13 protein-coding genes are annotated in these 14,671 nt (G+C 38.4%); 11 read left to right on the forward strand and 2 right to left on the reverse strand.

Annotated features, from left to right (window positions below; all coding sequences use genetic code 11):
• Nucleotides 1–591: 591 nt before the first annotated feature.
• The gene (locus IGJ19_RS04055) at nt 592–2,535 is read left to right on the forward strand and encodes a hypothetical protein (protein ID WP_375148113.1); all 1,944 of its coding nucleotides are present in this window, start codon (nt 592–594) and stop codon (nt 2,533–2,535) included.
• A gap of 84 nt (nt 2,536–2,619) precedes the next feature.
• Here IGJ19_RS04055 and IGJ19_RS04060 read toward each other — a convergent pair whose 3' ends face one another.
• Together IGJ19_RS04060 and IGJ19_RS04065 are read right to left on the reverse strand one after the other, a co-directional pair.
• Nucleotides 2,620–2,736, reverse strand: coding sequence for a DUF4044 domain-containing protein (locus IGJ19_RS04060; protein WP_010735989.1), 117 nt, complete (start codon nt 2,734–2,736; stop codon nt 2,620–2,622).
• A 71-nt stretch (nt 2,737–2,807) separates the two neighbouring features.
• On the reverse strand, nt 2,808–3,764 hold the full coding sequence (locus tag IGJ19_RS04065; RefSeq protein WP_010735988.1) for a magnesium transporter CorA family protein: 957 nt from the start codon (nt 3,762–3,764) through the stop codon (nt 2,808–2,810).
• Nucleotides 3,765–3,973: 209 nt separating this feature from the next.
• On the opposite strand from IGJ19_RS04065, the gene IGJ19_RS04070 reads away from it, so the two are divergent.
• From IGJ19_RS04070 to ftsA, 10 genes are all read left to right on the forward strand, one after another.
• A complete protein-coding gene (locus IGJ19_RS04070) occupies nt 3,974–4,342 on the forward strand; it encodes a DUF3397 domain-containing protein (protein ID WP_071865927.1) in 369 nt (122 codons plus the stop codon).
• Between the two features lie 170 nt (nt 4,343–4,512).
• Nucleotides 4,513–4,944, forward strand: coding sequence for a division/cell wall cluster transcriptional repressor MraZ (gene mraZ, locus IGJ19_RS04075; protein ID WP_029594184.1), 432 nt, complete (start codon nt 4,513–4,515; stop codon nt 4,942–4,944).
• A 21-nt stretch (nt 4,945–4,965) separates the two neighbouring features.
• Entirely contained in the window at nt 4,966–5,925 is a 960-nt protein-coding gene (gene rsmH / locus IGJ19_RS04080) for a 16S rRNA (cytosine(1402)-N(4))-methyltransferase RsmH (RefSeq protein ID WP_142432947.1), read from the forward strand.
• A gap of 4 nt (nt 5,926–5,929) precedes the next feature.
• Nucleotides 5,930–6,328, forward strand: coding sequence for a cell division protein FtsL (gene ftsL, locus IGJ19_RS04085; RefSeq protein WP_010735984.1), 399 nt, complete (start codon nt 5,930–5,932; stop codon nt 6,326–6,328).
• Nucleotides 6,329–8,521 (forward strand): penicillin-binding transpeptidase domain-containing protein, encoded by a 2,193-nt coding sequence (locus IGJ19_RS04090; RefSeq protein WP_430604432.1) that lies wholly within the window; start codon nt 6,329–6,331, stop codon nt 8,519–8,521.
• Nucleotides 8,522–8,537: 16 nt separating this feature from the next.
• On the forward strand, nt 8,538–9,500 hold the full coding sequence (mraY, locus tag IGJ19_RS04095; RefSeq protein WP_066026042.1) for a phospho-N-acetylmuramoyl-pentapeptide-transferase: 963 nt from the start codon (nt 8,538–8,540) through the stop codon (nt 9,498–9,500).
• Between the two features lie 12 nt (nt 9,501–9,512).
• Entirely contained in the window at nt 9,513–10,883 is a 1,371-nt protein-coding gene (gene murD / locus IGJ19_RS04100) for a UDP-N-acetylmuramoyl-L-alanine--D-glutamate ligase (protein ID WP_142432948.1), read from the forward strand.
• Nucleotides 10,884–10,901: 18 nt separating this feature from the next.
• Complete coding sequence (gene murG / locus IGJ19_RS04105; protein WP_142432949.1) at nt 10,902–11,990, forward strand: undecaprenyldiphospho-muramoylpentapeptide beta-N-acetylglucosaminyltransferase; 1,089 nt, start codon at nt 10,902–10,904, stop codon at nt 11,988–11,990.
• Nucleotides 11,991–12,004: 14 nt separating this feature from the next.
• A complete protein-coding gene (locus IGJ19_RS04110; RefSeq protein ID WP_142432950.1) occupies nt 12,005–13,177 on the forward strand; it encodes a cell division protein FtsQ/DivIB in 1,173 nt (390 codons plus the stop codon).
• Nucleotides 13,178–13,331: 154 nt separating this feature from the next.
• Nucleotides 13,332–14,660 (forward strand): cell division protein FtsA, encoded by a 1,329-nt coding sequence (ftsA, locus tag IGJ19_RS04115; RefSeq protein WP_019723318.1) that lies wholly within the window; start codon nt 13,332–13,334, stop codon nt 14,658–14,660.
• The last annotated feature ends 11 nt before the right edge of the window (nt 14,661–14,671 follow it).

A 14,671-nucleotide genomic window follows, 5' to 3' on the forward strand; every position in this document is an offset into this window, starting at 1 on the left:
ATAAATTCAGTAGTAATGTTTTCCCAGTTTTTGATTATGTTTGAAAAAAAAGCACTACACATAATTTAGTTTGAACGTATGATTATTGAAAATAATTCTTTTTTGAACGCTAAGAACAGGTACTTGAGGTTAGTAGGAAAATGATGTCATAAATAGTCTAAAGTATTTCTGTAAATAAACAAGAAATATTATCTGTGTAACTACCACGGATAAAAGATAGGTTTGTAAGAATGTAATAGATTAGTAAATGAATAATACGAATATTCTTAGATCAATAAAAGCTATCATTGATTCGCTTAAAGTATTGTATTAAAAGTATCGTCATATCGTCTATGTAAATGATTCGTTTCCGCTGGTGATTTATTTGTTATAGAAATAGCAAACTCAATGATTATTGTTCGTTGTTTTTGTCCCAATGGTGGTTACGTCGTATTTTTACTCATAGAGAATACCTACAAGAAAGGGAGGAAGGGACAATTCATCTAAAAATTTTTTGTAAATGGGTGATTTAGGAACGTACACTTTTAGAAGTTTTTCTAAGAAAAAGGAATGGAACAAAACAAATACATAAAAATGCGAGGAGTGTAAGATATGCCAGGAATTGATTTCAGAGAAACAGGTGGAAAGTTCATTAATCGAATGCATGACGCTAATAAGACAAATACTCAAAAAGATCTGAATAGATTAGCTATTCGCATGGGGAATGAATCCCTAAATGTGAGAGCAAACCCAATTGTTACTTATCTTTATTATTCGACAGGTATTCTTCAAAATACAACACTACAGCCGATTAATCAAAGGAATGATCGAGTTGCAGGAAATGCGCGCACCTCATTTGGAGAAAGAAATCAAGAAAGTCCTTCGTATGATTTAAATACTAGAGCAAATGCAACTCAAAGCTATCGTAATGTAGTACAGAGAATTCCTCAAGTCAGTATAGATCAAAACGTTCTAGCATCAAATGGGCTAGCTAATGTGACAGGTACGGTTCCTAAACATTTTAATAGTGAGTACGTTCCTAAAAAGGCATTGAAATTTAAACGTAAAGAATCTAGTGAACATAAGGGCAATACATCTCGCAATACAAGTGATGTATTGCAACAATCCCTAAATGGAAGTAGACAGATCAATCCAAGACATCGCCGTGCGCTCTCCAAGGAAGCCTCCTATTTAATTAAGAAAGGCACAAGTGAGTTACATGATCAGAGAGTAAAAATTCTGAATAGTATTCAAAAAGATGAAATGTTTAAGTCTGAAGTAAGATCATCCAACCATGAGCAGACATCCCAAACAAAAGACAATGAGCTAACGAATAATGGGATGACTTCCTGGCAAGAAGAAAAGTTTCACTTGTCACAGGAAAATGTAGATGCAATTAAGAAAGATGCAAGTGGACTACATGATCAGATAGTAAATCATACAAGTAGAATTCAAAAAGATGAGACTTCTTTTGTTTATGAAATCCCTAAGTTTGAAGCAAGACCATCCAAGCTAGATCAGGGAACAGACTCACGTAATCGAACAACCAATATGGAAAATCAGGAAATTTTAAAGGGATTTTTGGATGGATTACAAAAAGCCTATTCATCGCAAATAAAAGATAGTCCAAATTCAGATTTTAGATTGCGAGAAGAAAATGAGCCAACAAGCACTGGAATAGCGTCCTGGCAAAAAGGAAAGAATCACTTGTCACAGGAAGGTGTAGATACAACTCAGAAATCGACGATTGAACTACAGGATAAGGCAATGCAAAGTTTGAAGAGTATTCAAAATGATCACATATCTAAGTTTGAAGCAAGACCATCCAAGCGAAATCAGGGAACAGACTCACGTAATCGGACAACCTATATGGAAAATCAGGGAATGACAAAGAAATTTGTAGAAGGTTTACAGCAAGCCTCTTCATCCCAAACAAAAGATGATCCGAATTCAGAGGTCAGTTTTACAACGCATGGAGGAAAAGAAGTTGACACAGTTAAACTGCGCAATCTCAATGATAATCCTGTATTTGAAGCAAAAAATGTAAGAGGTGAAAACGAAGAAAGCTTGACACACGGTGTAGGAGAAAGTCTAAACAAGTTCGGAGAGCAAGCACAGCTCTATCGTTCTAAGGCTACAATATATCAACAGGCGATTCCTACGCAACCGTCGCAAAATAAATCACAGGATCTGTATAACAGCTTGGCGAATCAAAAAACTATTGATTTAAAAGATACGCCGACAGGTGAATATATTTTAAAAATGATAGAATCATCGGATGGACAGAATTTTCCCGCAGAATTGAAGGATTTTTTGAAAGATTTACAGCAAGCTCCTTCATCCCAGACCAAAGACAGTCCAACTTCAGATTTTAGATTGAGAGAAGAACAGGCGAATCAGTCTACACAGTCAGTGACCAGATTTCAAAATGAAAATAAGAAAAGTTTTGTGATGCTAACAAGTGATGCGAGAGTAAAAAGCCAACATAAAAATATATCGAATCAAGCAAGCCAGCAACCAAGAACAAACAAAAAAGAGGTCAGTTTAAGTATGTAGTAACCAATGTGACAGACTCTTGATGATAATAGCTAATAACAGGAAATGGAGGTTGCGCCAAATTTGGCGCAACCTCCATTATTTTTACATGACACTGATTACAGCAGTTAGAACGACTGAGCCGATTGTCAAAATCAACATTGTCCAAATCACTAATTTTGTGACTTTCGCAAAAGTGCTTGTTTGTTTTTTTTCTCGCATCGTGATTACCTCGATTTATTATTGTTAACTTGATTTTACATGCTTTTCACTGATTCTACAAGAGGGCATCTCTATAAAAACTTACCTTTTTTCAAATAATAAGTAGTCAGAAGTGAAATGATCACGGTCAATAGTATCAACCAAAGAAAAGCATCATCCCTTTCGGCAATTGGTAGTTTAATATTCATACCATAAATACTTCCAATGATTGTTGGAATCGTTAGGATAATCGTTAAAGAAGTTAAAATTTTCATAATATTATTCAAGTTGTTTGAAATGATGGCAGAAAAAGTTTGGTTCATCTGTTCGACAAGCTTCAAGCGGATACGAGCGGTGGTCTTTGCTTGTTCTGTTTCGATGATCACGTCTCTGAGGTGATTCATCATCGCGTGATTATTTTTTACCGATTGGTTCTCGGCTAATTGTTGCAACGCTTCAAGATTCGAGGCAGTCGCTTCTTTGAAATAAACCAAGCTTTTTTGGATATCCATGATTTGATACAATTGTTTATTCTCAGTTGAAACTTTTAGTTGTGTCTCCAACAAATCACATTGTGCAAGTAAGGTAGAGAGATAAGTGTTATAGGACTGAGTGATCTGCCAAAGTAACTGCATAAAAATATTTAGAGTTGTCGAAAGATCGTTTCTTTGAAACGTTTGATGAAAGACTTTTTTCAAAAAAAGTGGTTCGTGATTCGTAATTGTGATAAGCTTCTTTTTGGGCGTGAGAATAATCGAAAACGGATAAGTATCTACTTGGAAATATCCGCTAGGACTAGTTTTTGGAAAAGGGTATTGCAATAATACCAATGCTGGTTTTGTAAGCTTTTCTTGATTAAATTCTTCTACCCGGGAGTTTTCTGCATCGTCTAAGACAGACGTGAGGTAATCTTTAGGTATTTGGAACTGTTTGATCAATTGATTGATTTCTTCTTCTGTTGGTCGCTCGACACAATACCAAATGGTTTCAGCCGTTTCTTCCATTGAATCAACCAATTTCTGGTCTTCAAGTGTGAAATACTTTATCATTGGGAACCTCCTCAATACTTCTTTCTTCTATTATAACCAATTCTTGAAAAGAACACATTGAAAGAGACTACCCACTGATTATCAATCTTGATTTGTCAAAAAACGGCTGCAACAAAATAATAAAACAGTATAAATTTAAACTAAATGAAATCGTTGTGTAAACTAAATCACGTATACTGAACGCAACGATAAAAAAGGAGATTTGTCGAATGGGCAGTTTTTCACCACTTGTATTGTTTTGGTACATCTTTCCGGCAATCGTGATTTTTGGTTGTCAATTTCTAGTAAAAATATTTGCATTGACTCGTCGTTTCAAAGTCAAAGCACCTGATTTAGCCGTTCCTTTTTTGTGGGGAGGCATCCACGCATTGTCTCGTAATACCGCTACGTCTTCATTTTTGCCCTTTTTATTGATCACCATCCTTTTAATGGCAATCTGTATCGCGATATTCCAAGCTTATTACTATGACGAACTTGTGTATTCACGTTATTTCAAAATGACTTGGCGTCTTACTTTTTTGGTGACCTTAGTCATGTATCTCGTTTTGATCGTCCTAAACATCCTTTCGTTTCTCTAATATGGCGCAATCAGGCTGTTAAAAGACTTTAAAAAATCTTTTAGCAGCCTGATTGTTAAAATTTTTTTTACTAATCAAAAAGTTATTCTCAGATTTCCCATAAAAGGTGGTAGAAAGTGGGGGATTGTGGTAGACTGATTTTAGTTAGTGGAGGATTGGGGGTAGTTTCGATGTTAATGGGCGAATTTCGGCATAATATTGATGCAAAAGGTCGCTTGATCGTGCCTTCAAAACTGCGCGAAGAATTAGGCGAACAATTCGTGTTGACTCGTGGATTAGATGGCTGTCTTTTTGGCTATCCGATGAGCGAATGGAACGAATTAGAGTCGAAACTCAATGATATGCCCCTAGCAAAGAAAGACGCTAGAACCTTTGTCCGTTTTTTCTACTCAGCAGCTACAGAATGTGAGTTGGACAAACAAGGACGTATCAACATCCCTAATACATTAAGAAACTACGCAACAATAACGAAAGAGTGTGTCATTGTTGGTGTGTCAAACCGAATCGAAATTTGGGATGAAGCCAAATGGCAAGAATTTTCAGAAGCTGCGGAAGAAAACTTTGATGAAATCGCTGAAAATATGATCGATTTCGGATTATAAGAAATAGGAAGAGGCTGACCAATGACTGAAACATTTCAACACTATACAGTCATGTTAAAAGAAACGGTAGATGGACTTGCAATCAAACCGAACGGAATTTATGTGGACTGTACACTCGGCGGAGCCGGGCATAGCGAATACTTATTAAGCCAACTGAATACAGAGGGTCATCTTTATGCGTTTGATCAAGATCAAATAGCAATCGATCACGCAAAAATCCGCTTGGCTGAGTATGTCGAAAAAGGTATGGTCACTTTTATCAAAGCAAATTTCCGTGAGCTTGAAGAGCACTTGACTGAATACGTACCTAAGGTCGATGGGATACTTTACGACTTAGGCGTGTCTTCGCCACAATTAGACGAAGCAGAACGTGGATTCAGTTATCATCAAGATGCGCCTTTGGATATGCGAATGGATCAATCGGCACCTTTGTCAGCGTATCATGTGATCAACGAATATCCTTACAACGAATTAGTAAAGATTTTCTTTCGTTATGGAGAAGAAAAGTTTTCAAAACAAATTGCCAGAGAAATTGAACGGGTGAGAAAAGATCATCCGATTGAAACAACCGGGGAATTAGTAGAAATCATCAAACAGGTGATTCCTGCCCCAGCAAGACGAAAAGGCGGTCATCCCGCAAAACGCATTTTTCAAGCTGTGCGAATTGCAGTCAATGATGAGCTAGGTGCGGAGGAAGCCTCCTTAGAACAAGCAATCCGCTTATTGAAGGTCGGTGGCCGGATCAGTGTGATCACTTTCCACTCATTAGAAGATCGGATCGTCAAAAATATGTTCAAAGAATATAGTACAGTCAAAGATTTACCACCAGGGTTGCCGATCGTACCTGATGAGTTCCAACCTGAATTAAAAGTGATAACGAGAAAACCGATGTTGCCATCTGAAGAAGAATTGGCAGAAAACAATCGTTCTCGTAGTGCAAAATTGCGTATCGCTGAAAAAATACGAGAGAAAGAGGAGTAGAAGAATGGCAGAACTAAAGAAAGTCCAACAATATCCATATGATTTACAAGAAATTGAACTACCAGAGCAACCTCTGCCAGATTCACCCTCAGAGAAAGAAATCGTTCTTCCTCAATCTCCAGCAAAACGCTTGAAGCAAATCTCTATTTTTGAAAAGCTTGCAGTAGTGTGTATTGCTTTTTCTGTCATCGCACTTTGCGTATTAACAGTGATGTTACGAACCAATATCAGTGGTATGGAAAAGCAAATCGGTGCGCTACAGGTTGAATATAATGAAAAAAATCAAGAAAAAATCAGTTTGGAACAAGAGAAAAGTGAACTTTCTCGTACCGAGCGTGTTAAAAAAATCGCAGAAGAAAAAGGGTTGTCAATCAATGACGACAATTTAAGGAAAGTGAAGTAAATGAGTCTTAAAAATAAATTCCGGCGGTTTATGGAAAAGAAAAATCTAAATCCGATGAACAATCGCAAAAAAGTAGGTATCATTTTATTTGCTACGAGTATTGGATTGTTCTTTTTATTTGCCGTTCGTTTTGCATACATCGTGATCGGTGGACATGTGGCTGGCACATCACTAGAAGAAAAAACGAACCAGCTTTATCAAGGTAGTGAAGAGGTCAAGGCAAAACGAGGCACGATTTTTGATCGTAATGGGGTGGCACTAGCAGAAGATGCCACGTCTTACTCGATCAAAGCGATTCTTTCCGAAACATACACGACTGGAAACAAAAAATTATATGCACAAGAAAAAGATTTCGATACACTTGCGGATATTATCAGTAAAAACCTTTCAATGGAAAAAAGTAAAGCCTTGAAGGTGCTACGCGATGGAGCCAAGCAAAATCTCTACCAAGTAGAGTTTGGGAATTATGGACGTAATATCACCCAAGAAACGAAACAAAATATCGAAGCAGAGATGAAAGCAGCTGATGTGACTGGGCTTTATTTCGATAACCATCCTGCACGTATGTATCCTAGTGGGGTATTTTCTTCCCATTTTATTGGCTATGCGGTACCGGATGAAGAAGAAAATGGTTTAGTTGGCCGACTTGGGATCGAATCTGCTTATAATGATATTTTGAGTGGACAAAACGGAAAGATCTACTATCAAAAAGATAATTTCCAAAACCCATTACCAGGTACTGTAGCAGAAGAAGAAAAGGCAACAGACGGTAAAGATGTGTATACGACCCTTGATAGTCGTCTGCAAAGTTACTTAGAAACATTGATGGATCAAGTCAATGAAGAATACCAACCTGAAGAATTGACTGCGATATTGATGGAAGCTAAAACAGGCGAGATCACTGCGATGAGCCAACGCCCGACATTCAATCCTGAGACGATGGAAGGGTTGACTGGTGAAGATGCTGTGTGGCGTAACATCCTTGTACAAGATTCTTATGAACCAGGCTCAACGATCAAAGTCTTCACGACAGCAGCAGCGATCGAAGAAGGTAAATTTGATGAAAATGAATCTTTCCTATCCGGACAAATCAAAGTGGCTGATGCCACGATCAATGACCATGACTTTGGTAAAAAAGGAATACTGACCATGCGTCAAGCTCTTTCATGGTCTAGTAACGTGGGAATGGTAATGCTGGAACAACGTTTAGGTGGCAAGTGGTATAACTATTTGCAAAAACTAGGATTTGGGCAAAGTACTCACTCTGGGTTGGATGATGAAGTTGCGGGTGCTTTACCCACTGCTAATATCGTTGACCAAGCGATGAGTGCGTATGGCCAAGCGATTGGTGTCACGAATTTCCAAATGATGAAAGCTTTCAGCGCGATCGCCAACAACGGGACGATGATCCAACCACGTTATATCAGTAAGATCGTTGATCCAAATACTGGAGAAGAAGTTTCTACTGAAACGGAAGTGTTAGGACAGCCATTTTCGAAAGAAACGACAGAAAAAGTTCGTGAGTATATGCGTGATGTCATAGAAAATGAAAATTACGGGAGTGCTTACGGAGTATATAATGTTCCGGGATACAATATTGCAGCTAAAACAGGAACAGCCCAGATTGCTTCTGATACAGGAGGTTATCTAACAGGTGATACCGCGTATTTGTATTCGATCGTCGAAATGGTACCAGCTGAGGATCCCGAATATGTCCTTTATCTGACAATGAAACATCCTAAGACATATGACCGCACAGCTTTAGCAAAAATTGCGAACCCATTACTGAAACGAGCAATGGATTTCAAAGAAGCTGAAACAGCTACGCCAGAAGAGAAAAAGACGGAAAATATCACTGTCTCTGACTATCGTAATTTGAATCCTGATATTGCCGCTGCTGATGCACAAAAGAGCGGTTTGCAACCAGTAGTCATCGGCGATGGAGACAAGGTAGAAGCGCAATCCACAGCAAATGGGGATGAGCTGATATCGGGAGAAAAATTGATTTTATATAGTGGTGGTACTGCATTGATGCCTGATGTGACAGGCTGGTCAAAGGCAGATATCATGAAATTAGGAAAAATACTTGGTGTCGAAGTGACGTTCCACGGTGATGGTTACTGTACAGAACAAAGCCTCGCACCTTATGAAAAAATATCTGATGAAACATTAAGTTTCCATCTAAAAGAATAATAGGAGAGAAGAGAGCATGGATTTGACACAAACATTAATTCCCATTGCGAGTAGTTGTGCAATGACGATTGCAACAATGCCGTTATTTATTGGTTATTTTCAAATGAAAAAACAAGGCCAAGCCATTCGTGAGGAAGGACCTAAGTGGCATAATGTAAAAGCCGGAACTCCAACGATGGGGGGATTGGTGTTTTTAGTCAGTGCGCTCTTGACTGGTATCTGGGTAGGCGCTTGGCAACAACAGTTGACGCCTACTCTTTTCATCCTACTTTTTGTACTTGCCCTATATGGAGCAATTGGTTTTTTAGATGATTTCATCAAAATCTTCAAGAAAAGAAATATGGGATTGAACTCAAAGCAAAAATTGATTGGGCAAATTGTTGGGGGAATCATCTTTTATCTCGTTTATCGTGGTGAAGGATACCCTGGAACACTGAATTTTTTTGGAATTGATCTTCCATTAAGTTGGTTGTACGGATTATTCGCGATTTTCTGGTTAGTTGGCTTTTCCAATGCTGTTAACTTAACAGATGGTATTGATGGCTTAGTAGCTGGATTAGGAAGTATTTCTTTTTTGACCTACGCAGTTATCGCTTGGCACCAACAGCAGTATGATGTCTTAATTATCTGCTTGAGTGTTTTAGGTGGTTTACTAGGGTTTTTCGTCTATAATCGCAAACCTGCCAAAATATTCATGGGGGATGTCGGTTCCTTAGCATTAGGAGGATTATTAGCAGCAATCTCGATCATGCTCAATCAGGAATGGACATTACTATTGATCGGTCTGATGTATGTCATCGAAACAGCTAGCGTGATGTTACAAGTATCTTCTTTCAAATTGACTGGTAAAAGAATCTTTAAAATGTCACCAATCCATCATCATTTCGAGATGAGTGGTTGGTCTGAATGGAAGATAGATACTGTCTTTTGGATAACAAGTGTAATTACTTCGTTGATCACATTGTGGATCGTATGGTAGGAGATGACGAGAATGAAAAAAATAACAACTTATGAAAATAAAAAAGTCCTTGTATTAGGATTAGCAAAAAGTGGATTCAGTGCGGCCAAGTTATTACATGAACTGGGCGCACTTGTCACCGTTAATGATGGAAAACCGTTTGATGAAAATCCTGAAGCGCAAGAATTACTTTCTTTAGGGATCAAAGTAGTGACTGGTAGTCACCCAATTGAATTATTAGATGAAAAATTTTCAATGCTGATCAAAAATCCAGGTATTCCTTACACACATCCATTCGTTGCAAAAGCTCAAGAAATGGGTATTCCGGTAATTACGGAAGTTGAACTGGCTTACGAAGTAGCGGAATGCCCAATTATCGGCATAACAGGCACCAACGGAAAAACGACGACAACAACAATGACTGGGTTATTGTTGAATGCGGGGAAATCAGCAGGTATCACTCGTTTAGCTGGTAATATTGGCTATCCTGCAAGTAGTGTGGCACAAGAAGCAAATCCGGAAGACAAGATTGTTATGGAACTTTCAAGTTTTCAATTGATGGGGATTACTGATCTTCGTCCCCACATTGCAGTGATCACCAATATCTACGAAGCACATATCGACTATCATGGCTCTCGTCCAGCCTACGTCAAAGCTAAATGGCATTTGCAAAAAAACATGACGTCAGAGGATTATCTTGTACTGAATTGGAATCAGAAAGAATTACAGGAACTAAGTAAAAAAACAAAAGCGAAAGTGTTACCTTTTGCGACAGATCAAGTCTTAGAGACAGGTGCTTATTCTTTTGAGGGAGTTATTTATTACGACAAAGAAAAAGTCATGGAAATCTCAGAAATAGGTGTTCCAGGAGCACACAATGTCGAAAATGCGTTAGCAGCTATTACTGTTGCAAAACAATATAATGTCTCAAATGAAGAAATAAAAGAAACATTGAGTCATTTTCATGGCGTACCACATCGTACACAATATGTCGGTGAGGTCCAAGGACGTAAATTTTACAATGATTCGAAAGCCACAAATATCTTAGCGACCAAGATGGCATTAAGCGGATTTCAACCGGAAAAATTGATTCTGATCGCCGGTGGACTTGATCGGGGCAATAGCTTTGATGAACTCATTCCATCACTTGAAGGTGTGAAGGGATTGATCACTTTTGGTGAAACCAAAGAGAAATTGAAGGATGCTGGTGAAAAAGCGGGCATACCAACGATCTGCACCGCAGAGTCTGTGGAAGCTGCGGTTCCTGTAGCTTTAGAAAATAGCGAGCCAGGAGATGTGGTTTTATTATCACCAGCCAATGCAAGTTGGGACCAATATCCTAATTTTGAGATCCGTGGCGATCGCTTTATGGAAGCCGTTAGAAAATTAAAAATAGAAAAGTAGAAACGAGCGATAATAACTATGAAAATTTTGGTAACAGGTGGAGGAACCGGTGGACATATCTATCCCGCGCTAGCCTTCGTCAATTATGTGAAAACACAAGAGCCGAACGCCGAGTTTATGTATGTAGGTGCAAAACGTGGTTTGGAAAACAAAATTGTTCCAACCACTGGGATTCCTTTTCATACCTTAGAGATCCAAGGATTTCAGCGAAAGTTTTCACTAGCTAATGTCAAAACGATCCAATTATTCTTAAAAAGTATCCATCAAGCGAAAAAAATACTAAAAGAATTTCAGCCAGACATCGTGATCGGAACCGGTGGTTATGTTTCTGGAGCAGTTGTGTATGCCTCAGCTAAGTTAGGGATTCCGACAATCATCCATGAACAAAATAGTGTGCCGGGGATGACAAATAAATTTTTGAGTCGTTATGTGGATCGAATCGCGCTTTCTTTTAAAGATGCAGCGACCTTTTTTCCGGAGGACAAATCAGTTTTGATTGGTAACCCGCGAGCACAAGAAGTTGCAGATACGATGAAAACGGATATTCTAAAAAAATTTGATCTTGATCCTAAGAAGAAAACAGTCTTGATTTTTGGAGGAAGCCAAGGGGCATTAAAAATCAATCAAGCTGTTACTTCTTATTTGGATACATTTGAAGCGACGGATTATCAGATCCTTTATGCATCAGGAGAACGTTATTATCAAAGCATTAAGGAAAAGTTAGGAGAAACAAAAGCAAATATCAGTATTCAACCTTACATCAATGAAATGGCAGCGGTGATGGCGGCAAGTGATCTATTGGTCGGACGAGCAGGGGCAACCTCCATTGCTGAGTTGACCGCACTTGGGTTACCTGCGATCCTTATCCCAAGTCCTTATGTGACAAACGATCATCAGACAAAAAACGCGATGAGTCTCGTTCGAGTTGGGGCGGCTAAGATGATTGCGGATGGAGAGTTGGATGGTGATTCGTTGGGTGCCGCGATAAATGAGATCATGACAGATGAAACACTGCAAAAAAGCATGTCAACTGCCTCTAAAACATTAGGTATCCCGGATGCGTCTGAGCGCTTGTACCAACTAGCAAAATCGTTAATCATAGAATAAGGTGGTGGTCATAGATGAGTAAGAAAAAAGAAACAAAAAAAATGCCTGAGAAGTCAAACGATGAAAACTCGCTGACACCTTGGCAAATGGCCAACCGAAAATACTTAGAAGAACATAAAGAAAAAACAGATCATCAGACAGGAACAAGTGAAAAAAGCGAGCATGAAGAAGAACAAAAAGATCCTATTTCTTCTGAAAAAGAAGAATTGCTTGTTGAAGAAGATGATTTATTAGACTATGAAGAAATCGAACATAAGAAAGACGGGGGACCGTATAATGGTTCGTTTATCGATCGCTTGCCTAATTTAAAAAATTATCGAAACAAAGTTTTATACAAAAGGCTGAGTTTAATCATTTCCATTCTTTTGATTCCTTTGTTATTTTTGATTTATTACGTTTCCCCGTTGAGCAAATTAGAGGGTGTTTCTATTTCCGGAAATGAAGTTGTTTCGAAAGAAGAAATATTGAAGGATACGCAATTAGCATTGAATCAGCATATTTGGGGACAGTATTGGCAACGCCAAAGTTACATCGATCATTTGAAAAAAGAGCAACCTCGAATAAAATCTGCTACGATCGGTTTTAGTAGTGTCAATACATTTGATCTGTCTGTCACTGAATACAAAGAGATTGCTTTGATTTTAACGGACGGAAAATATAGCCCTGTGATCGAAGATGGAACAGTGTTGGATGAGACCGTTGAAAGTCCAACAAAAAATCTTCCGATCCTAGAAGGATTTACTGACCCAACAAAAATCAAAGATTTAGCAATAGAATATAATAAACTATCTCCAGAGTTACAAAAAGCCATTTCGGAAATCAAATATACGCCACGTAATACGAATCAAAATTTGATCCAGCTGAATATGAACGATGGCAATCAAGTGATCGTCAATATTACTAACTTAGCATCACAAATGAATTTTTATGCGCAAGTAGCTAGTGAAATGGAAGAAAATGGTGTGATCGATATGGAAGTAGGGATTTTTTCTTACCCTTACTCAAATAATAGCGAAGAAGCAGAAGAAGGATCTGAAGAAAGTACAGATGAAAGTGCGCAAAGTGCGGATCAAACTTCTACTCCAGAAACAGGCGTTGATGAGCCTCAAATAAGTGAGAATCAAGACGAAATGAATCCAACGAATGAAAATACGACCCCATCTTCGTCAAGTTTAGATGAAAATTAAGAAAACCACTGTAAAATGTGATAATCTACTTTCTAAAAACTGGTAATTTATGGTAAAATTGGAAACAGTGAATATATCTATAAAGTATATTTTTAAAACGGACGTTATTGGTTCGCATGTATATGGAATAGTTAAGTAGGAGGGAATCCCATTCATGGCAAAAACAGGAATGTACGTAGGCCTTGATATTGGAACGACATCTGTCAAAGTTGTCGTGGCTGAATATATCGACAGCCAAATGAATATTATTGGAGTAGGGAACGCAAAATCAGAAGGGATTAACCGAGGCATCATCGTTGATATCGATAAAACAGTACAAGCGATACAGCGAGCAGTGCGTCAGGCAGAAGAAAAAGCCGGCATTCAAATCAAAAGTGTAAGCGTGGGTCTACCAGCAAACATGCTTGAAGTAGAAAACTGCCAAGGGATGATTGCAGTAAACGGAGATTCAAAAGAAATCACCGATGAAGATGTCCGCAATGTGGCTTCAGCTGCACTGGTTCGTTCAATACCTCCTGAACGTCAAATCGTGTCAATTTTACCACAGGACTTTACGGTAGATGGATTCGAAGGCATCAAAGATCCTCGTGGGATGATCGGTGTCAGATTAGAAATGTATGGTCTATTATTTACAGGACCAAAAACAATCATTCATAACATTCGTAAGTGTGTTGAGAATGCGGGATTGATCGTCAATGAATTAGTGATCACACCTTTAGCGTTGACTGAATCAATTCTTTCAGATGGAGAAAAAGATTTTGGTACAATCGTTATCGATATGGGTGGTGGACAAACAACAACAGCTGTCATGCATGACAAACAGTTGAAATTCACGAGCCTAGATCAAGAAGGTGGCGAATTTGTCACAAAAGATATCTCCATTGTTTTAAATACTTCCTTCAACAATGCAGAAGCATTAAAAATAAATTACGGGGATGCTTATCCAGAACGTACCTCAGAGCAAGAAGAATTTCCGGTAGATGTGATTGGCCAAACAGAACCTGTTCGAGTCGATGAACATTACCTATCAGAAGTGATCTCTGCTCGAATGGAACAAATCTTCAATAAAGCAAAAGAAGCATTAGATCAAATCGAAGCATTAGAGCTGCCTGGTGGTATCGTGTTAACTGGTGGGGCAGCAAGCCTTCCAGGTGTCGTTGATTTGGCACAGGAAATATTTGGCGTAAACGTGAAACTTTATGTACCAAATCAAATGGGTCTAAGAAATCCGGTATTTACAAACGTGATCAGTATCGTTGATTACTCTGCGAATTTAAGTGAAGTATACCAATTAGCTAAAATCGCTGTTATGGGGGAATCAGCACCTGTTCATTATACAACCAATGAGCCGGAAGCTCACACATCATATGAACAATACGATGTGGCAGAAGAAACAACGTATAACGAAGAACCAGAAGAAAAAAATTCTGGCGAAAACGTAACAAGTAAAATCAAAGGATTTTTTACCAATATATTTGATTAATCATCGTGGGA

It is taken from the genome of Enterococcus sp. DIV1368b (assembly GCF_050529595.1).
In the GTDB taxonomy this organism is placed as follows: domain Bacteria; phylum Bacillota; class Bacilli; order Lactobacillales; family Enterococcaceae; genus Enterococcus_B; species Enterococcus_B mundtii.